Origin of the sequence: Pedobacter sp. PACM 27299 (assembly GCF_001412655.1) — a bacterium.
Classification (GTDB): domain Bacteria; phylum Bacteroidota; class Bacteroidia; order Sphingobacteriales; family Sphingobacteriaceae; genus Pedobacter.
This window is the reverse complement of record NZ_CP012996.1, coordinates 1,076,560-1,095,595: the sequence shown is the minus strand read 5'-3', so window position 1 is coordinate 1,095,595 and position 19,036 is coordinate 1,076,560. Positions and strand designations below refer to the sequence as shown.

Annotated in this window: 19 protein-coding genes; 9 read left to right on the top strand and 10 right to left on the bottom strand. The window is 40.3% G+C overall.

Annotation, left to right across the window (positions count from 1 at the left end; all coding sequences use genetic code 11):
- Positions 1 to 225: 225 nt before the first annotated feature.
- From AQ505_RS04615 to AQ505_RS04600, 4 genes are all read right to left on the bottom strand, one after another.
- Positions 226 to 1,089: a glycine betaine ABC transporter substrate-binding protein gene (locus AQ505_RS04615; protein ID WP_062547090.1), complete on the bottom strand. Its 864-nt coding sequence runs from the start codon at positions 1,087 to 1,089 to the stop codon at positions 226 to 228.
- Positions 1,090 to 1,183: 94 nt separating this feature from the next.
- The gene (locus AQ505_RS04610) at positions 1,184 to 2,011 is read right to left on the bottom strand and encodes an ABC transporter permease (RefSeq protein WP_062547089.1); all 828 of its coding nucleotides are present in this window, start codon (positions 2,009 to 2,011) and stop codon (positions 1,184 to 1,186) included.
- Positions 2,011 to 3,249, bottom strand: a complete 1,239-nt coding sequence (locus AQ505_RS04605) for a quaternary amine ABC transporter ATP-binding protein (protein WP_062547088.1) — start codon at positions 3,247 to 3,249, stop codon at positions 2,011 to 2,013. Before AQ505_RS04605 ends, AQ505_RS04610 begins: the two co-directional genes overlap by 1 nt.
- Before the next feature lie 17 nt (positions 3,250 to 3,266).
- On the bottom strand, positions 3,267 to 4,646 hold the full coding sequence (locus AQ505_RS04600) for a hypothetical protein (protein WP_062547087.1): 1,380 nt from the start codon (positions 4,644 to 4,646) through the stop codon (positions 3,267 to 3,269).
- A 323-nt stretch (positions 4,647 to 4,969) separates the two neighbouring features.
- Here AQ505_RS04600 and AQ505_RS04595 point away from each other — a divergent pair, with 323 nt between their 5' ends.
- The 5 genes from AQ505_RS04595 (at position 4,970) to AQ505_RS04580 (ending at position 8,499) form a co-directional block, all read left to right on the top strand.
- Complete coding sequence (locus tag AQ505_RS04595; RefSeq protein WP_062547086.1) at positions 4,970 to 5,563, top strand: HD domain-containing protein; 594 nt, start codon at positions 4,970 to 4,972, stop codon at positions 5,561 to 5,563.
- A gap of 2 nt (positions 5,564 to 5,565) precedes the next feature.
- Positions 5,566 to 6,441, top strand: a complete 876-nt coding sequence (locus tag AQ505_RS04590; protein ID WP_157262195.1) for a hypothetical protein — start codon at positions 5,566 to 5,568, stop codon at positions 6,439 to 6,441.
- 322 nt (positions 6,442 to 6,763) lie between these two features.
- Positions 6,764 to 6,955, top strand: a complete 192-nt coding sequence (locus AQ505_RS26815) for a hypothetical protein (RefSeq protein ID WP_062547084.1) — start codon at positions 6,764 to 6,766, stop codon at positions 6,953 to 6,955.
- Positions 6,937 to 7,065 carry an SRPBCC family protein gene (locus tag AQ505_RS26810; RefSeq protein ID WP_335337999.1) on the top strand — a complete coding sequence of 43 codons (129 nt, stop codon included), beginning with the start codon at positions 6,937 to 6,939 and terminating at the stop codon, positions 7,063 to 7,065. The genes AQ505_RS26815 and AQ505_RS26810 overlap by 19 nt, the downstream gene beginning before the upstream one ends.
- A gap of 207 nt (positions 7,066 to 7,272) precedes the next feature.
- A complete protein-coding gene (locus AQ505_RS04580; protein WP_062547083.1) occupies positions 7,273 to 8,499 on the top strand; it encodes a TCR/Tet family MFS transporter in 1,227 nt (408 codons plus the stop codon).
- 8 nt (positions 8,500 to 8,507) lie between these two features.
- On the opposite strand, the gene AQ505_RS04575 is transcribed toward AQ505_RS04580, so the two are convergent.
- The 3 genes from AQ505_RS04575 to AQ505_RS04565 form a co-directional block, all read right to left on the bottom strand.
- Entirely contained in the window at positions 8,508 to 9,035 is a 528-nt protein-coding gene (locus AQ505_RS04575; protein ID WP_197286297.1) for a GNAT family N-acetyltransferase, read from the bottom strand.
- Positions 9,036 to 9,179: 144 nt separating this feature from the next.
- Complete coding sequence (locus AQ505_RS04570; protein ID WP_062547081.1) at positions 9,180 to 10,613, bottom strand: aminotransferase-like domain-containing protein; 1,434 nt, start codon at positions 10,611 to 10,613, stop codon at positions 9,180 to 9,182.
- Between the two features lie 96 nt (positions 10,614 to 10,709).
- Complete coding sequence (locus AQ505_RS04565) at positions 10,710 to 12,290, bottom strand: M1 family metallopeptidase (protein ID WP_062547080.1); 1,581 nt, start codon at positions 12,288 to 12,290, stop codon at positions 10,710 to 10,712.
- A gap of 254 nt (positions 12,291 to 12,544) precedes the next feature.
- Between AQ505_RS04565 and AQ505_RS04560 the strand changes: the two genes are divergently transcribed.
- Together AQ505_RS04560 and AQ505_RS04555 are read left to right on the top strand one after the other, a co-directional pair.
- Positions 12,545 to 13,450, top strand: coding sequence for a class I SAM-dependent methyltransferase (locus tag AQ505_RS04560; RefSeq protein ID WP_062547079.1), 906 nt, complete (start codon positions 12,545 to 12,547; stop codon positions 13,448 to 13,450).
- Positions 13,451 to 13,524: 74 nt separating this feature from the next.
- Positions 13,525 to 14,004 (top strand): GNAT family N-acetyltransferase, encoded by a 480-nt coding sequence (locus tag AQ505_RS04555; RefSeq protein WP_062547078.1) that lies wholly within the window; start codon positions 13,525 to 13,527, stop codon positions 14,002 to 14,004.
- Positions 14,005 to 14,049: 45 nt separating this feature from the next.
- Here the strand turns inward: AQ505_RS04555 and obgE are convergent, their stop codons facing one another.
- The 3 genes from obgE to AQ505_RS04535 all read right to left on the bottom strand — a co-directional run bounded on the left by obgE (position 14,050) and on the right by AQ505_RS04535 (position 17,381).
- A complete protein-coding gene (gene obgE, locus AQ505_RS04550; RefSeq protein ID WP_062547077.1) occupies positions 14,050 to 15,054 on the bottom strand; it encodes a GTPase ObgE in 1,005 nt (334 codons plus the stop codon).
- A 116-nt stretch (positions 15,055 to 15,170) separates the two neighbouring features.
- On the bottom strand, positions 15,171 to 15,740 hold the full coding sequence (locus AQ505_RS04545) for an adenylate kinase (protein WP_062547076.1): 570 nt from the start codon (positions 15,738 to 15,740) through the stop codon (positions 15,171 to 15,173).
- A gap of 438 nt (positions 15,741 to 16,178) precedes the next feature.
- A complete protein-coding gene (locus AQ505_RS04535) occupies positions 16,179 to 17,381 on the bottom strand; it encodes an MFS transporter (protein ID WP_062547074.1) in 1,203 nt (400 codons plus the stop codon).
- An 87-nt stretch (positions 17,382 to 17,468) separates the two neighbouring features.
- Here AQ505_RS04535 and AQ505_RS04530 point away from each other — a divergent pair, with 87 nt between their 5' ends.
- On the top strand, positions 17,469 to 18,326 hold the full coding sequence (locus AQ505_RS04530; protein ID WP_062547073.1) for a helix-turn-helix domain-containing protein: 858 nt from the start codon (positions 17,469 to 17,471) through the stop codon (positions 18,324 to 18,326).
- A gap of 101 nt (positions 18,327 to 18,427) precedes the next feature.
- Entirely contained in the window at positions 18,428 to 18,934 is a 507-nt protein-coding gene (locus AQ505_RS04525) for a DUF2147 domain-containing protein (RefSeq protein WP_157262193.1), read from the top strand.
- The last annotated feature ends 102 nt before the right edge of the window (positions 18,935 to 19,036 follow it).

The following is a 19,036-nucleotide window of genomic DNA, read 5'->3' as shown; positions in this document are numbered from 1 at the left end:
TGGCATAAATTCATGGCTTCGAAGAAACAGCTCCAAATCCCTGAAATTATGGGGCAAAAGTACCTATATTCTGCGTAGAAGAGTGATATTTTTAATATAGAATCTTAAAAATTATGTCATGTTTATGAGGTGGAAAGACAGGCTGTTCCAAGAAAACAATTCATATAAACCAAAACAGGGTGTATCATAGGACACACCCTGTTTTACTATAAGCATATGCTTAAATTACTCTGCATCTGATTTTATAAAAGAACGCAGCTGCATTTCCAGTTCCTGGTGTTTAGCCAACCAGTCCACAACCGCTACTTTTTCATTCGTGTTACTTTCCAAAGCGGCCATTAATGAACTTAGTTCTGCTTCATCCAGCTGGAAGTTTCTAAAAAATTCTGCCAGCTTCGGCTTAGCTGCTACAAAATGTTTATTGGCTACTGTTTGAATGGATTCTACCGTACCAAAAACAGCTTTCGGGTCATTTAAGAACTTTAATTTATAAGTACTGAAGATATAATGTGGTGCCCATCCTGTGATCACTATTGGCTCCTTCGCATCGATACTTTTCTTCAATACCGCCAGCATAGCCGCCTCACTTGAAGACTGTAATTCTAATTTCAGCTCATAATCCTTAATGGCTTGTTCTGCCTTGTTCATGATGCCAGCGCCGGCATCAATCCCAACGATTTTACCGTTAAAAAGCTTCGCATTTACGTTTAGATCTTCAATACTGCTGATCTTTACATATTCTGGAACCACAAAACCAATCCTTGCAGTTTTAAAATTCGTTCCTAAAATTTCCAGATTTGCACCAAATTTATCCAGGTATTCTTTATGCGTTACCGGCATCCAGGTATCCAGGAAAACATCGGCATCACCGCCGGCTACAGCTGCAAAAACAGGTGCTACATCCGCGTTTTTCAGCGCTACTGTATAACCTTCCTTTTCCAATAAAACTTTCGACAATTGAGTCATTGCCACCCCTTCTGCCCAGTTTACATAAGCGATCGTTACTTTTTTATCATCATTGGTTTTTCCGCAGGAAGCGATGATACCAATTACCAATGCGATCAATATACTACCAAATATTTTTTTCATGTTATCTTATTTTATGATGTTGTACTAATTTTCAATATTCATTCAGGAAGCCTCGTCTATAGCATCCTTTGTGTTTAACCTTTATTTTCTAAACTTAAACCTTAACTGGTTTCTTTACGCCAAACGACTGTGTAATCCTATCTAGGATCACAGCCAGAATCACTACAGCGATCCCACCTTCAAAACCTAAACCGATTTTCAACTGCGTAATTCCTTTCAATACCACCTCACCTAATCCACCAGCTGCAATCATTGCAGAGATCACGACCATAGAAAGTGCCATCATAATGGTTTGATTTACGCCAGCCAGGATGGTTGGTAATGCCAGCGGCAATTCTACTTTAAAAAGCAGCTGACGAGGTGTTGCACCAAATGAGCGCGTAGCCTCTACGATAGAAGCAGGCACCTGACTGATCCCTAAAGTGGTTAATCTAACTGCAGGTGGCATCGCAAAGATGACCGTTGCAAAAGCACCAGGCACTTTACCTAAGCCAAAGAACAGCACCGCAGGAATCAGGTAAACGAATGCGGGCATAGTTTGCATTAAATCCAGTACCGGACGGATAATTTTTCCAGCCGTTGGATTTTTAGCCGCCCAGATCCCCAATGGAACTCCCATCAGCAAGGCGATAAAAGCCGCAGATAAAATCAGCGCCAGAGTAGCCATCGTCTGATCCCAATAGCCCATTCCCCAAATCAAACCCATTCCCAGAATAGTAAAGACGGTTACGCCCCAGCCAGTACGTTTCCAGGCCAGAAAGGCGATTAAGGCAATCACGATGTAAAATGGAGGAAACATCAGTACCCATTCTACCGAATTAACGACAGATTCTACCACTATTTTGATCAGGTTAAAAAATGCCCCAAAGTTGAGTGTCAGCCAGTTTATAAATTGTTCTATGTATGTCCCTATATGTATCATTAAATAATTTCTTTTTGAAGGTGATCAATTGTGTTTCCAGTGGCGCTTTCCCAGCTTGTACCCGTTGTTTCAATTAACAGGGAGGTTTGGGATACGATTCCAATCAGTTTATTTGTTTTTTCGTCTACTACAGGCACCGCTCTGCCGTTTTCAGCAATATATGGCAGCATCTGTTCTACGGTTGTCTCCGGATAAGCAACCGGAATATCCTTGATGATGGCTTTTTCAATCGTATGCTCTTTTTGTGCTTTCAGCTCCAGCAAATCCTTCAGGTATACAAAACCCAGGAAATGTTTATCCACTGATACTGCTGGTAAAGAGGTCAATCCGGAAATACGCATTTTACGCAAACTACCTTCTACCCCATCCTTTTTGAAAATCGCTACGGTTGGTTTTTCAAAAAGCAGACTGGCAGCAGTGATGATCGATTTACGGTCTACTTTCTCTACGAAAGAAGCCACGTAATCTGTTGCCGGATTGGTTAAAATATCTTCTGGTGTACCTATTTGTATAATTTCTCCATCTTTCATGATCGCAATACGATCTCCTAATCGAATCGCTTCATCCAGATCATGTGTAATAAAAACAATAGTTCTGTGCATTTTCTCCTGCAGATCGATCAGCTCGTCCTGCATTTGTGTACGGATCAGCGGATCCAATGCAGAAAAGGCTTCATCCATCAACAATATTTCCGGGTCATTGGCTAGAGCTCTGGCTAAACCAACACGCTGCTGCATCCCACCGGAAAGCTCAGCTGTATGTTGATTTTCATAACCACGAAGGCTCACCAGATCAATCACAGTTTTCGCCTTTTCTTCTCTTTCTTCTTTTGGAATATCTTGCAATTCCAATCCAAATGCTACATTTTCCAACACTGTACGGTGTGGCAGCAATCCGAAATTCTGGAACACCATCGCCATTTCTTTACGACGAACGGCTTGTAATTCCAGGTCACCAAGAGAGGTAATGTTTCTTTGATTTAAAATCACGCTTCCTGCGGTAGGTTCAATTAACCTGTTCAGACAACGCAATAAACTGGATTTACCACTTCCTGATAATCCCATAATGACAAAAAATTCACCTTCTTCAATTGCGAAGCTGGCATTTTTCACCGCTACTGTACAACCTGTTTCCTTGAGGATCTCCGCTTTGGATTTCCCTTGCTTCAATAAAGAAAGCGCAGCTTCCTTTTCCTTCCCAAAAATTAGGGTAAGGTCTTCTATTTTAAGTTTAGACATTTTTCGTAGATGTGATGTTAAAAATAATAGCCGATGTTAATGTTAAAGCGACTGTGCCATTTGGCATCTGGATTTCCTGAGGCTAGACCATTTTGCCATTCAGGACCTAACCAGGGTTGATTTTTTCCTGATGCCCAATCCACATAAGTAACCAGGTTACCTGCATTCAGCATCATTCCCAATACATTCATCTGTGTATCGGTACTTCCCTCTTGCGTCTTATCCATATAGGAATAGTTTTCATAAAAGGTGATTGAATTGACCGGACCAATCTTTACCGCTTGAGTAAAGGCAACAGACGCAGTGTGTAAATATGCTTTTGTGGCCGCATCATAAGTGGAACCGTAAGCACCCAGATTTATAGTTTGGCTATATTGTGCCGAATCTGCGAGATGGTATTGATAATACATTGACTGCAGTTTTACATTGAACTTCCCAAATGTTAGGTCGGTATGTATGGCTGCTGCCCACCTGGAGCCCATATTTCCGGTAGGGATGTTGTAAACACCGCCCAGCATTCCAGAAATACCAATTCGTTTATTTTCTGAGAGGAAGTACTCCGTTTTTACGTTCCCCTGGTTTACTTCTTTATTTCTGCCCGCAACATCATAAGAATATCGCGAAGGATCGATGCTGGTTTTATCACCAAAATCTAGCTCCATTGCACTTTTAAAGAAGGCCAAATCATACATCCAGCGATTGCTGCGTTGATGAAACCTGATTCCCATGGAAGCTTTATCTTCAAAGCCCAGGTAATAGGGAAGGTTAAAAAACCAGTTATGAGAGTTATATGTTGTATTCCCGAAGGGATTCTGAACTAGTCCAATTGCAAGATTGGTACTGTCATTGAGGTGATAGGTTAAATACCCATCTTTTAAAAAAGATCCGCCGGAGGCTTTAGCATAAAACCGATATTCTGCGTGGAAATCTAGTTTTTTGTGGGAGGCATCTACATTGATTCTGAACATATCCAGTCCGAAATCTCCGCCTCTTTTTACTTGTTCTTTTTTCCAGGAGGAAAGGTTGTAGTTGAACCTTAATGCACCCCCTATTTTGAGTGTAGGCTTTTCTGCCTGTCGTATTGAATCTGCCTGTTTTCCCTGGCCTGCTGTATCTTTTTGTGTAGTCGGAATGCGCTCCCTAATTGGAACATCCGGTTCATTTGGAACGTTCTTTTTGATCGTATCTGACTTGTTTTTCGGAAAGGCCTTGTTTGCCTGGCCTTCTCTGCCTGCCTTTCTTGTCGAATCTGGCTGATCCCTCCTGTCCAGCTGATCTGCTCCTAATGGAATTCGGGCTGCAGCGGTTAATATGGGGGTTGGATCTTGGGCCAGCGTCGTCAGTGGGACAACAAAAAATAGTGTTAAACAGCCTATGAGCTGTGTGAATTTTACCATAATATTTTATTAGTACAAACCAGTTCCATTACTGTTTGTAATCAAATGCTTTAAATAAAACATTAAATGAAAATCGGGGGGGCAATCCCCTTAGACATTTGAACAGATTTACATCTGTTTCTTTAAAAGAAATTGACTAGCAAATCCTGACGAATCCACTGAGCTTTAAATTAAAAACACGACAAAGGTACGAAAAACGAGGCTAAAAAGCAAGGCCACTGCCAAATTAGCTCCTCAGTAACGGGGATACACCTGACCTGAATATAATAGAAAAAGAGGAATAAAATCCTACTTTTGGGTCTTTAAAAATTTTGAAAAACCTTATGAATTTAACGAACCTGGCCAAACAAATGGCCTTCATTCACGAAATTGACAAACTCAAATATATACAGCGAAAAACGCGTCTATTCAACAGTACGCGACATGAAAACGATGCTGAGCACAGCTGGCACCTCGCCATGATGGCCATGGTACTTGCCGAGCACGCGAATGAAAAAGTAGAGGTGATGAAAGTGGTTAAGATGCTGCTCATTCACGACATTGTAGAAATCGATTCAGGAGATATTTTTTTATATGATACCAACGCGAATCACGACAATACTGTCGAAGAACAGAAGGCTGCAGCACGAATTTTTGGCCTTTTACCCGAGCAGCAAGCAGAAGAATTTATTTCACTATGGGAAGAATTTGAAGCTGGAATCACTGCAGAATCTAAGTTTGCCAAGTCCATTGACAGACTGGAACCAGTTCTTCAAAACGTATCCAATGAAGGAGGAACCTGGAGCGAATTTGAGGTAAAATATGATATGGTACTGAAAAAAACATGCAAAATGAAGGATGGTTCAGAGGTATTATGGGACCATACTCAGAATTTATTTGAGGAAAGTATGACCAGAGGTATCTTAAAGAAAAACTAACCTTGACGAAGATTGGATTAGCCTTATTCGTTCTTGTCATTTTAGCAGCTGGCTATCTCTATTTTCAAAAAATCAGCAGCCCTGTTCCACGCTATACGCGAAAAATATCATTTGCTAAAATGACAAGGTATCAGCAAGAGATGGATCGTATCCTACTTTCTAACTTTGAGCCAGACCAATCTTATGCCAGCTTATTGATTAAAAACGGCAATACTTTCGATTATGCCAAGGTTTATAAAAGGGAACAGCTCCACCCCTGCGATTGCCAGGAAAGCACCTATCAGGAATTTAGTGATAGCCTGATGCAACAGCCCCTATCAGGAAAAACTCATTATGTATACAATAAGGAACACCTGCTGATAGAGTCCAGGGATATGAACGGAAGCCACATGACCAGTAAGCTAAATTATATCAGGGATGACTATGGTCTCATTCAAAAATTAATGATCAACAATGAAAACGGGAAAACACTCACCTGGTTCGTGTATGAATCGGACCGTTACTATAAAGTGACCTTAAAAGATGAGGTACCTGTTGCCTATGAAACCTTCTATCTATGGGACCTCAGATCTAGTTATGACCATCTGGGTCGACTGATTAAAGAAAGCACACACGATTCTGAACTTATTTATCAATATCTGAACGATGAGGAAGATGTTTATACAAAATTTAGCTATTACAGCTTAAGTCCTAAAAAGTTGGTTAGTATTAATGAAATGGCCTGGGACAATAACCGCCAGATGATTACAGGTAAAACAGCTGATCTAGTCAGTACATTTAAATACATCAGGCATAAGGAAGACAATTGCAAGACCTGCTCCTACGTATACAATGAAAATGACCAACTGATGAGTACCACATTAGAGGCCTGCAATTAAAGGCACCAAGACTCTTCAAAGACAAGTCTGGATGTGCTCGGGAAGAGATTTGCCTTCGCATAGGGTTCGGAAGGGGTTGCCGTAGGGTTGGGATAGCCGAGAGTAGGGCAACCCTACGGCAACCCCTTCCGAACCCTATCCGAACCCTATACCAAGTCCGACCAGTGTCCGAACACTACCCGACCAATTACACACTATTTCTTCATTTTTTCGATAACCGAAATTGTAATGCTTTCGGTATCTTCAAAAAGAATATGCGCTCTATTGCTTGACAAGGAACATCCTCGACAGTGGATTTAGAGAAATTAAAAAGCCAAGAAAGATGAAAACAGCAGCACTTGAATTAGAATATTTGCTCGATGCCCCCCTTTCTAGCGTATGGGAGGCATTGACGGTTAACGCCAAAATGAAAAAGTGGTACTTTGATTTGGCAGAGTTTAAGCCGGAGCTCGGTTTGAATTTAAATTTTACGGGTCAAAAGATGATACGAAATACCTGCATATTTGTAAAGTAACCACCGTAATTCCAGAAAAACAGCTGAGTTACAGCTGGAAATACGATCAGTTTCCAGGAGAAATGCTGGTCAGTTTTACGCTAGCTGAAAGTGAGGGAAAACCAGATTAAAACTTAAACATAGCGGATTAGACACCTTGCCCAGCAACAATCCTGATTTTTCCAGGGACTCATTTCAGCAAGGCTGGACTTATATTCTAGGCACATCATTGAAGAATTTTTTAAAAAAAATAGCGCATAATCCATAATATATCAGATCAGTAAGCCCGATTTTTAAATTAGAAGCAATAACTTGCGCCTTCAAATCCTAAAAATTTTATGGCATCATCCAGAAAAGCGGCGTTAAGCTTCATTTTCATCACCATGTTATTGGACGTGATTGGCATTGGGCTGATCATTCCAGTATTCCCTCAATTAATAGAACAGTTGATCCATGGCAATATCAGTGAAGCTTCACAATGGAGCGGCTTACTCATGTTTGCTTATGCCATTATGCAATTCATCTGTGCCCCGATCATAGGAAACCTAAGTGACAAATATGGAAGAAGACCAGTATTACTTTTCTCTTTATTTGGCTTCGGCATCGATTATATTTTTCTGGCTTTAGCGCCAAGTATCTGGTGGTTATTCCTTGGCCGCATCATTGCGGGTATGTTTGGTGCCAGTATGACCACTGCTACGGCCTATATTGCTGATATCAGTACACCGGAAAACAGGGCACAAAACTTCGGCTTAATTGGTGCTGCATTCGGTTTAGGCTTTGTAGTTGGTCCTGCTTTAGGTGGCCTGCTTGGTGAGCTTGGCCCAAGAGTCCCTTTTATTGCGGCGGCAGTACTTACATTTATCAATGTGATTTATGGCTATTTTGTACTGCCAGAATCACTGGATAAGGCGCACCGACGTCCTTTTGAATGGTCCAGAGCAAATCCGATGGGTTCCTTACTTTGTCTCAAAAAGTACAAAGGTGTTGGTGGTTTAATTGTGTCTTTAATTTTCATTTATATTGCTGGTCAGGCGCTGCAAAGTACCTGGACTTTCATTAATATCGAACGTTTCCAATGGAATACTTTCCTCATCGGCATCTCGCTGGCCACTGCTGGAATATTAGTTGCATTGGTTCAAGGCGGCTTAATCAGGTATACGAGTCCGAGGTTAGGTAATGAAAAGAGCATTTATATCGGCCTTGCTTTTTCTGTCCTGGGTATGCTGTTATTTGCCTTTGCCAACCAAAGCTGGATGATGTTTGCCTTTCTCGTGCCCTACTGTCTGGGTGGAATTGCTGGCCCTGCCTTACAAGCCACGATCTCTCAAAACGTCCCACAGAACGAACAAGGAGAGCTACAAGGTGCTTTAACCAGTCTGATGAGTGCCACTTCTATTGTAGGTCCCCTGCTGATGACCAATTTATTTGCCTGGTTTACCAGTCCAAAAGCACCATTTAAATTTTCCGGTGCTCCCTTCCTTGCCGCTGCAGTATTTATGCTGATCAGCTTATGGATTTGCAGGAACACCATGAAAAAAGAATCTTTTATCAATAGAAAATAGTAAGGTATTTAAGGGTTCTCCCTGATCAGTATAACCGATGGAAAAGTTACCCCGGCTATACTGATCTCTTCCATTCCTTTTTGTTGGAATCCATAATGTTCATAGAAAGCAATGTGATCCTGTACATCGATTCTTTCTCTGCTCTTTAACGCTTCGTAAGATTTACAGACATTCAGGAATTTTTCCATCAGGAACTCTTTTGCGCCGCTGTCCTTATAAGCATCCAGCACTTCCATATCTTCGAGGTGAACTACACGTTTATCTTTCAATGCTTCCGGGACCTCTCCATTTACACTGAAGTAAGCATATCCCGCAGGCTGATCCTCCACATAAACCACGATCAATTGATTAGAAAATGTATTTAAATTACTGATAATGGTATCCGTATTGAATTTATCGAACAAGTAGTTTTCAATTTGACTGGGACTCAGTAATCCGGTATATTTCTCTTGCGCGCGCTTTTCCCCCAGTTCCTGCAGTATGGCAATTCCTTCTTCGGAGGCGATAGTAAACTTTGTTTTTATCTTATTTTCCATGTTCATCGTCATTAAAGATCAATCCCTGATGGCTGTTCCTCTTTATCATTGAGTGGCATCCTTGATGATCTATTTCTGGGGCAAATTAAGTATTGCAGAAAGATAAAAGGGGTTCAGTACACTTTGATCTATGGGGTACAGATGCTATTCCTGAAGAATATTCCCTGCAAATAACCCTGCCTGTTTCAGGACATTCTCCCGGAAAGTAGTATACTTCACTGCAAAAACGATTCTAAAATATTGTTCAAAGGCATTACTGTAGGAAAAAGTATAACCTGGTGTGAAGCGTACGCCAATTTCTTCGCAATGATCATAAAATTTAGCCATATCAATATCCCTTTCCATTTTAAGCCAGATGCTATACCCTCCTTTAGGGGTCGAAATTAGGGTCTTCTCTGGAAAATGCATAGAAATCAGCTCCATAGTCTGATAACACTGGCTAGCCAATTTCATCCGGAAGGAACGGATATGGCGTTCATAGCTATTGGTCGATAAAATTTTCAGCATGGTTTCCTGGTATACTGGAGCTACCGTACTGCCCAATGAAAACTTGATTTGTTCCGCCTCTTTAAAAAATCTTCCGGTAAACAGCCAGCCTAAGCGAATCCCTGAGGCCAGGGTTTTAGAAAAAGAGGAAAAGGTCATGACTAATCCAGTATCGTCCATGGAACTGATGTTTCCCGGACGGTGGTCGCCAAAATTAAGGTCGCCATACATATCATTCTCAATGATGGGAATATCTCGGGTTCTGGCAATTTCCAGTAACCTTAATTTGTTTTCATCCGACATCAGGAAGCCTGTAGGGTTATGAAAATTGGGGGTAAGTGCAATCGCTTTTATAGGAACAGTCTTGAGGGTCTGCTCCAAAAAATACAGGTCAAAACCATCAGCACCCAGCACTGGAATTTCCACAATTCTAAGCTTCAAAGTGGTCAACACCTGTAACATTGAGAACACACATGGACTTTCAATTGCCACCGCATCACCCGCAGTGGTTACCGCAGCCAGGGCGATATAGAAGGCTTGTAGTGCCCCATCAGTAATGATTAATCCTTCAGTATCAAAAGTTCCCTGGTTTAAGGCCGAATGTCTTGTAATCTGCTCTTTCAGCGGTTCAGAACCATTGGAAGGATAATATCTGAGTAATTTTGTCCCATTTTCCCGGATCACCTGCTGCATATTTCTCAGGATCATTTTCTGAGGGATAAATAGATTATCCGGGGCAGCTACATTAAATTCACTAAGACTATGACGATGCCGCGGATTTACACTAGCCGTGATGGCTAGTAAATTATTTCTAAACAGCTCATCTCTAAGCCTGGTGTGGCTTGGTGGGATAACGAGTGCAGCATTAGTATTTGCTTTGGGCAATGCCACATAATAACCGGATTTGGGAACACATTCAACCAGTCCCAAAATAATTAAAAGCTCATAGGCTTTGTTAATGGTACTTAAACTTGCTTTGTATTGCTGTTTCAAACTTCTAACCGAAGAAAGTTTATGTCCAGGTTTTAACCTTCCTTCGGTAATATTAATTGCGATCTTTGCCGAGATCTCTTCGTATCTATACTGGTTCATAGAAAAATTTAGCCATCAAATTTAATGATATTGATTCTGCTTTTCCATAAGCCATATTCACCTTTTAAAAGGTGAATATGGCTTATGGATAAAGTGTTATTTGAAGCCTCCTTCTTTGTTAACCAGCTTAAAATAAGCATCTAAATTCACTCCTAAAGAGGTTTCAAATGCCGCTTTCAAATCTTCTGGCTGAGGGTGTTTATTCTTCCATAAGCTGAAATAATATTGAAAAGCTTTGTCCATTTTTTCTCTTCCCACTTCATTCTCTAAAATGAACAGCCATAACGCTGTTTTCACATAGGAAGCCATACTGTATTCATCTGAACTGCTAAATTTATCTGAAGGGGTTTCAATAGCTGCTTTCATAGGAATTGAGGCTAGCGCATTGTAAATACTGGTTAGAAACTCTTTTTCCGGCATTTTCTTTACTTGCTCAGGAATGGCATCCCCAAAGAGACTATTGGAACGGTATTTTTCCGCTTCATATCTGAATTGAAAATAAGTATTTAATCCTTCATCCAGCCAGGCATGCTGACGCTCATTGCTGCCCAGCATGCTCATGAACCAATTGTGCCCTACTTCATGCGTAATGACCGCATCTAAAGTTTCTTTTTTAGCATCCGGACTGGTGATTAACGTAATGGTTGGGTACTCCATCCCACCGCTTGAATTGTTAACCGGCCCCTCTACTACTTGAACCACCGGATATTCATATTCGCCAATCCATTTACTGTAATGTTTTACGGCATCTTTGGTATAATCAATACTGTTGGTCCATAAGGTAGGTTTTTTATTGTGGTAATAGGTAAAGGCATCCACCACTTTTCCAGAAGCCAGCTGTGCCGTATCATATTGGATCACAAAATTCTTTGCTGCAAACCAGGCAAAATCAGGCACATTATTCATCTCATAGGTCAGTGTCTTTGTTGGAGACTTGCGAATCGGCTTATAAAGCTCAGGCTTTCCGGTTCTATTAGCGGTATTTGCGGCACCCAGTTTTTTATACAGGGCCAGTTCATCGGCTGTCTGCAGTACTCCGGTAGCACCTACTACATAATCTGAAGGCAAGGTAATATTGACCTTGAAAGCAGCATATTCGCTATAAAACTCGCCCATATCAAGGTATGGGAACTCATGCCAGCCACTTTTATCAAATACTGCAGGTTTTGGATACCACTGACAAATCATAAACTCTCCATCAGCAAAACCTGATCTAGAGAAATAAGAAGGCAGTTTCACATTGAAGTCTGTACTGATATTGACTGATTCGCCCGGTTTTAAAGGATTCGGCAATTTTACTTTAATCACATCAATATATTGCGGATTGGGATGGGCTTCTGTAACTGCAGTTTGCCCATTCACTTTAAAATTTAACCCATCGATACTGCCGAAAGTGTATTTTTCCATTTTCTTGGTTCTGCTGGTATCATTTTTCAATTGCTGGAACAGCGCTGTAGATTCCTGTTTATAGGCATTTGGCCAGATGTGAAACCAGATGAAATCGAGGGTACTGGGAGAATTATTTTTGTAAACGATCTGTTCGGAGCCTTTCAGGGTTTTTGCCTGGTCATTTAAGGCAACATCAATTTTATAACTGACTTCTTGCTGCCAATATTTATCCTGTGCAAAACCGAAACTGCTAAAGCAGACAAAAAGTAGGATCAAGCATTTTTTCATGCGTATATTATTGTTTTAAAGGTAATGGTGTCCTTTCCTGGTCACCGCATTAATGTTTCTTCCAAGGTATTCTTTTCTATGAAAGCTGCTTAGGCCTTCTGGGACTCAAAGATCAAGCCTTTCCTCCGCACTGAACTCATAGAATTGCTAATTACATGAGAATAAGAGGAATATTAACACAATTTAACATTTACGTTTAATTTCTTCAGAAAAAAAATATTTAGATTTAATATAACCTAAGCAATTGACCACAAATGTTCCACAAAGAAAGCTATGAACTCCATGAAAAATGGTACAATAAAAAGTTCCCGACTCCGGAGGCTAAATCTGCTTACTTTAAAAAGAGCAGATACGAAGATACTACGAGCATAGGTTCCTGGTTACAGCGCTTATTTTTTGATTGCCTGAATCCGCTGCTGAAGAATAAAGATCAGAAATGGCTCACTGTTGGCGATGCTTATGGCTTTGATGCCCGATACATCCTTAACAATGGTAATCAGGCTACAGCAACTGACCTGAACACAGATTTCCTCAGCATTGCCCATCAGGAAGGAATAGTAAATGATTTCCGTTCAGAAAATGCGGAAAAACTATCTTTTGAAGACAACACCTATGATTTTGTGCTTTGCAAGGAATCTTACCACCACTTTCCAAGGCCTTATTCGGCGTTGTACGAAATGATTCGGGTTTGTAAAAAAGGTATTGTGATCATCGAACCACAGGATCCGATTTCAAAAATGCCACTGCTGCTGTTTATGGTGAATACCTTAAACTCCATCAAAGGCAATCTCGGCTCCAGTGTCTGGAAAAACCGATTCTCTTATGAACCAGTCGGCAATTTTGTCTATAAAGTATCGGAACGTGAGTTTGAGAAATTTGCTGCCGGCCTTAATCTACCGATGGTTGCTTTTAAGCGCATCAACCCAAACTTTTATTTTAGCGGTGCAGAGGGAATCACTGCCGATAACCGCAGCAAAAAGTTCAGATCCATTTATCTTAAAAAGTCGATTCTCGACCTGTTATTGAAATTAAAAATCATCCCAGGACAAGTTTTATCCGCCATTATTTTTAAGGAAACACCTACAGCTGAAGCGCTGCAGTATCTTAAAAAAGAAGGGTATAAGTTACAGAATATTCCAAAAAATCCATACCTTAATTAAAACGTCAGCCAGGTTAAATTAAAGCTTTAAACAACTGACTGAGCATATATTTATAGGGGAAAATTGATCGTGCCATGAATACCAACATACACCTTAGCAGAACGAATCCTGATCATTTAGATTTCAGGAAACTCATTGCGCTTTTAGATGAAAATCTAAGTGAAAACAATGGGGAAGCGCAATCCTTTTTTGATCAGTTCAATAAAACTGATCAAATTAAACATGTAGTGATCGCTTATATGGAAGGCGTTGCAATTGGCTGTGGCTCCATCAAAGCATATGATTCAGGCACCATGGAAGTGAAACGTATGTTTGTACATCCGGAGTTTCGGAATACCGGCATTGCCACAAAAATCCTCAGTCATCTGGAACAATGGGCAAAAGAGATGGGCTATGAAAGGTGTATTTTGGAAACCGGCGAAAAGCAGAAAGAAGCGGTCATTTTATACCAGAAAAGAGGCTATCAGCAAATTTCAAATTATGGCCAATATGAGCATGTAGCAGACAGTATTTGTATGGAGAAGAAATTAAAAGACCTTTCTACTGCTGTTTAGGCAATAGAAAGGTCTCTCTTATATTCGGTAATCGGAAGGTGTTACTTATGCTTCTTCATTAATGGATTCCCATAACATATCTTTCAATTCTGTTAAACCTTTTTGAGCTACAGAAGAGATAAATATAGATGGAACATGTGAAGGAATCTCCTTTTTCATTTCTGCCATTAACTCTTCATCCAGCATATCAGATTTTGTGATGGCTAATAAATGAGGCTTTTGCATCAATTCCGGATTGTAATCTCTCAATTCTGTTTTCAGAATTTCATATTCTTCCGAAATGGTACGGTGTGTATCTGCAGGTATCATAAACAACAATACGGAGTTTCTTTCGATGTGGCGAAGGAAGCGGAATCCTAAACCTTTACCTTTTGAGGCGCCTTCAATAATTCCAGGGATATCTGCCATTACAAATGACTTACCGCCACGGTAGGCTACAATACCCAGGTTTGGCACTAAAGTAGTAAATGGATAATCTGCGATTTCTGGTTTCGCTGCTGACAATACAGATAGCAACGTTGATTTTCCAGCATTCGGGAAACCTACCAAACCTACATCGGCAAGGACTTTTAATTCCAGTACCATCCATTGTTCTTTACCAGATTCACCTGGCTGAGCAAAACGTGGAGTTTGTAAAGTTGGCGTTTTAAAGTGCCAGTTTCCCAAGCCACCACGACCACCTGGTGTCAGGATTTTAGTCTCTCCTTCTTTGGTGATTTCGAAAAGTACTTCACCGGTTTCCGCATCTTTAGCGATGGTCCCAAGCGGTACATCTAAAATTTCATCCTTACCAAATTTACCGGAAGAGGTACCACTTGATCCTGGCTGACCATCCTGAGCAATGATGTGCTTACGGTATTTTAAGTGGAGTAAAGTCCAGAATTGCGAGTTTCCACGCAGTATGATGTGTCCACCGCGTCCACCATCACCACCATCAGGCCCACCTGTAGAAGTGCGTATATCACGATGCAAGTGTGAAGACCCTGCCCCTCCCTTACCTGAGCGGCAGCATATTTTAACATAATCTACAAAATTTGATCCTTGCGACATAACCTTCCTTTTTAAAAATAAAAAAGCCGACTTAAAAGTCGGGCTTTTGCGGTACTGATTTAAAACAGCACCAAATTTATGATAAATATGCCGGAGTTTCCGACACATCTTTTATACTAATACTGATCAACAACCGCACGTAACTCCGTAAAGATCGCATCGATATTACCGATACCGTTTACTTTACTTAGTTTACCTTGTGCTTCGTAGTATGGCAAAACATGGATAGTTTTGCTAAAATACTCGTCGATTCTTTTTTGCAGTTTATCTGCCTGATCATCCACACGACCACTTTCCAACTGACGTTGTGCGATGCGTTTGGTTAATTCTTCCTGATCAACATCTAAAGCAATTACACCTGCAATACTGCTTCCTTTGCTCTCTAAAAATTCATCCAGTGCAATTGCCTGAGGAACTGTTCGTGGAAACCCGTCAAAAATAAAGCCTTTAGCTTCCGGGTTTTTATCCACTTCTTCTTCCAGCATAGCGATGGTGATCTCATCAGGAACTAATTGTCCGTCTGCGATCAACTCACTTACTTTCTGCCCTAATGGTGATTGATTTTTAATGTGAGCCCTAAAAAGGTCACCTGTGGAAATGTGGATCAATTGATACTGATCGATCAATTTCTGAGATTGAGTGCCTTTGCCTGCACCCGGTGGGCCAAAGAGAACAAAATTAAGCATTTGGTTTGTCTTTAAATTTAGAAAGTCTGTGGCCTTCGCCTGCGACTTTAGTTTCCTATTTAGTGTAATTATTCAAATGATCCCAGCCCTAAATTCCTACCCTGCAAATCCACCTGGCAAACAAAAAGATTTCAAATCATCTGATACTTTCAGTCTTCAAAACCAGCCTATCATTTTGGAGACCATTTCTAGAGGATTCAAGGATAAAAATGATGCTTTCTTTAAGAAAGACGCCAATTTTAGCTCGAATTACCTGTTTTAACGTTCAAAACAAGTAAAGTCCTTTTGAGGTTGCAAATATATAATTATTAATTTAGTATAGTTAATTTTTGACAAATTCTTAGCCATGAATTTCCTATTTATGTTAATTTTAGGTTGAAACATCGTGTAAATATAACACTATGGTGTTCGGTACTTAAATATCAGTTTATAAAAACCTTATACAGCAGTTGATTTCAGCCGGATAAATGCCTTTGCCTTGCTGGAAAGCAATACAATCATCAGGGCTATCATACTCCATGCGAGCATCTGCCAAGTGGCCCCCTCCCAGCCTCCAAATTTCCAGGCCAATAAACCGGCATAGGTTCCTACCGCAGCGCCAATAAAATAAGTAGTCATATAGATGGTATTTAACCGACTGTGTGCTTGTTCATCCAGGCTATAAATTCTGGTGAAATTGGTGATTTGTGTGGCTTGCACCCCAATGTCCAGAAAGAATACGCTGATCACCAGTACTGCCACAGAAAAAGGGAATAATTTGATCAGAATAATGCTGCCAATGATCAGGGAAACAGTGATCATCAAAGACTTGTAAACACTCCCTTTATCCGCCAGCTTCCCAAAATAAGGAGCGACTAAAGCACCTCCAATCGCAATCAGGCCAAATAAGCCGATGGTACCCGCATGAAAATTTAAGGGAGCTGCACTTAAATGAAAAGTAAGTGTCGTCCAAAAGGAACAGAACACCCCAAAAGTAAAAGCACCCAGGATTGCAGCTTGTCGAAGCACCTTGTATTCTTTGATTAAGGATAAAGTTGATTTGAGTAAGTTTAAGTAGTTCCCTTTGAATTTAGCAGGTGCTTCAGGAAGGTATATCTTCAATAAAACACTGACGATAAGCACCATAAATGCGGAAAGAGCAAACACAGAACGCCAGCCAAAAAACTCCGTCAGGAGGCCAGCCATCACCCTTGCCCCTAAAATTCCAACTAGGATTCCACTAAATACTTTCCCTACAGTTGCGCCACGGTTTTTCTTTCCCAAAGTAGCTGCCATCGGCAGAATAATCTGCGCCGGTGTAGAGAATAAGCCAACAAAGAAACTGAGAACAGAAATCTGTAAAAGTGTATTTGAAAAACTCACTAATATTAAGCTGAGGCAAAGCAATGAGGAGAGTAAAATGATCAGGTTCTTCCGGTTTACTTTATCGCCAAGGGGCAGCAAAAAAAACATGCCCAGTCCATATCCCAATTGTGAAATCATAGATATTTTGCCAATTTCACTTTCTGAAGCCTGCATTGTTAGTCCGATTTCTCTAAGAATAGGTTGATTATAATACACGTTTGCTACTATAATACCTGCGGAAACTGCCATTAAAGGAATCACTCCTCTGCGTATCTTTGTACTTTGATGGGTTAACATAATTGACATTTGATGAATGCTGCAAAGCTATTAGCCCAGCGACCCTATAAATGGTAGATATTCATCTTATACTTGTAAAAAGCAACTGTGAAAAGATTTATTCAGCATGAAGCCTTATTTGTGAGGCATTTTGAAACGGAAAAATGGCCTTTTCCTTTGCATAACCACGACCATTATGAATTGGTGTTTATTCATTCTGGAAAGGGTATTCACTCCCACAACCAGGTAGATCAGCATTATTCCGGGAGAAGTTTGTTCTTGCTGGCCCCGCAGGATGCTCATATTTTCCAAATTGAAGCCTGTACAGAATTCAGCGTATTGAAGTTCAATCATCTATATCTGGAGGGGGTATCAAATGAAAAATCCTCTTCAGCATGGAAAAAACTAGTAGATCATTTATTGGCCATTGCTGCTACTTATGATACCTGTTTGGTAAAATCTGAGCAGGATATGGAGAAAATCGAGCAGTTGATGCGGTTAATTGTACAGGAATGGGAGGCCAATCCTGGAATCGGCAATGAGGTGATGTTTCATTTGATACGTGGTGTGTTCAGTATTCTGAAAAGAAATGCAATTGGAAACATTATTGCACAGCCTTCCTCCAATGGCGACCTGGTGATTTCTATTATTGAATTTATCCATGCGCACATCCATCAGCCGGAATCTTTGAAACTGAGTGTTTTGGCCTTACATTTCAATTTCTCTCCAAATTATTTAAGCAGCCTGTTTAAGCGACAAATAAAGGTTTCTATTAAACAATATATTGATGACTACAAATATAAACTGATTGAAACGCAGCTGAATTCCGGCAGTAAAATTAAAAAAGAAATCAGTAATGATTTTGGCTTTAACGACCTGAGTCATTTCCTGAAGTTTTTAAAGAAATATGCGAATGCCAGTCCAGCGGTATTGTCCAGAAATGATAATGGTACTCTAGCACCCTAGTGCAGAGATCCAATGGTTTTTCCTGATTGTTCCATTCGATCATTCTAATTTTTTTAGTTAATTTTTGCTATTCCTTTAAATTTTTGTCCGTACCTTCTCGTGTGAAAATTATTTCCAACATGACCGATGGAGGTAGTTTTTGTATGGGCAGATTATTTTTATTAACATCCTTAGTACTGACTTTATTCTTTACGTCCCCTGCTTTTCCCCAAGATCAGCATAGGGACCCTGACCGCATTGTGGGCAAATGGATTACTGAAAAGAAAAATCTGATTGTAGAAGTTTATAAACAAGACCATAAATACAAAGCAAAAATAGTTTGGTTTGATGATACCGACGACCTCAACAGGCCTGCAGAAATGAGAAGAGACGATCAAAATCCTGATCCTGCTTTAAGAAAACGAAAGATACTTGGCCTGGAAATACTTAAACTTCTTGCGTTTAATAAAGAGAGCAATAGCTGGGAAAATGGGGTGATCTACGATGCATTAACCGGAAAAGAATGGAGCTCTTATGCTTTTATCACCAATAAAGGTCTGCTCAGGGTGAAAGGTTACTGGCGTTTTAAGATATTCTCTAAAAGTGTCGATTTTCTACCTGTTAAATAAAGGACTATTTTGCGCAAAGTTCTTCCATTATTCCTCCAGCTTTATTTTATTGTTATTTTATTTTTAAACTCCAGAAAAAACACAGATTTGCTTCGTAATTAT

Bases quoted from the DNA above. Each gene is read 5' to 3' on its own strand.
- AQ505_RS04615 (WP_062547090.1), bottom strand. From the start codon at position 1,089: ATGAAAAAAATATTTGGTAGTATATTGATCGCATTGGTAATTGGTATC.
- AQ505_RS04610 (WP_062547089.1), bottom strand. From the start codon at position 2,011: ATGATACATATAGGGACATACATAGAACAATTTATAAACTGGCTGACA.
- AQ505_RS04605 (WP_062547088.1), bottom strand. From the start codon at position 3,249: ATGTCTAAACTTAAAATAGAAGACCTTACCCTAATTTTTGGGAAGGAA.
- AQ505_RS04600 (WP_062547087.1), bottom strand. From the start codon at position 4,646: ATGGTAAAATTCACACAGCTCATAGGCTGTTTAACACTATTTTTTGTT.
- AQ505_RS04595 (WP_062547086.1), top strand. From the start codon at position 4,970: ATGAATTTAACGAACCTGGCCAAACAAATGGCCTTCATTCACGAAATT.
- AQ505_RS26815 (WP_062547084.1), top strand. From the start codon at position 6,764: ATGAAAACAGCAGCACTTGAATTAGAATATTTGCTCGATGCCCCCCTT.
- AQ505_RS04580 (WP_062547083.1), top strand. From the start codon at position 7,273: ATGGCATCATCCAGAAAAGCGGCGTTAAGCTTCATTTTCATCACCATG.
- AQ505_RS04575 (WP_197286297.1), bottom strand. From the start codon at position 9,035: ATGGAAAATAAGATAAAAACAAAGTTTACTATCGCCTCCGAAGAAGGA.
- AQ505_RS04570 (WP_062547081.1), bottom strand. From the start codon at position 10,613: ATGAACCAGTATAGATACGAAGAGATCTCGGCAAAGATCGCAATTAAT.
- AQ505_RS04565 (WP_062547080.1), bottom strand. From the start codon at position 12,290: ATGAAAAAATGCTTGATCCTACTTTTTGTCTGCTTTAGCAGTTTCGGT.
- AQ505_RS04560 (WP_062547079.1), top strand. From the start codon at position 12,545: ATGTTCCACAAAGAAAGCTATGAACTCCATGAAAAATGGTACAATAAA.
- AQ505_RS04555 (WP_062547078.1), top strand. From the start codon at position 13,525: ATGAATACCAACATACACCTTAGCAGAACGAATCCTGATCATTTAGAT.
- obgE (WP_062547077.1), bottom strand. From the start codon at position 15,054: ATGTCGCAAGGATCAAATTTTGTAGATTATGTTAAAATATGCTGCCGC.
- AQ505_RS04545 (WP_062547076.1), bottom strand. From the start codon at position 15,740: ATGCTTAATTTTGTTCTCTTTGGCCCACCGGGTGCAGGCAAAGGCACT.
- AQ505_RS04535 (WP_062547074.1), bottom strand. From the start codon at position 17,381: ATGTTAACCCATCAAAGTACAAAGATACGCAGAGGAGTGATTCCTTTA.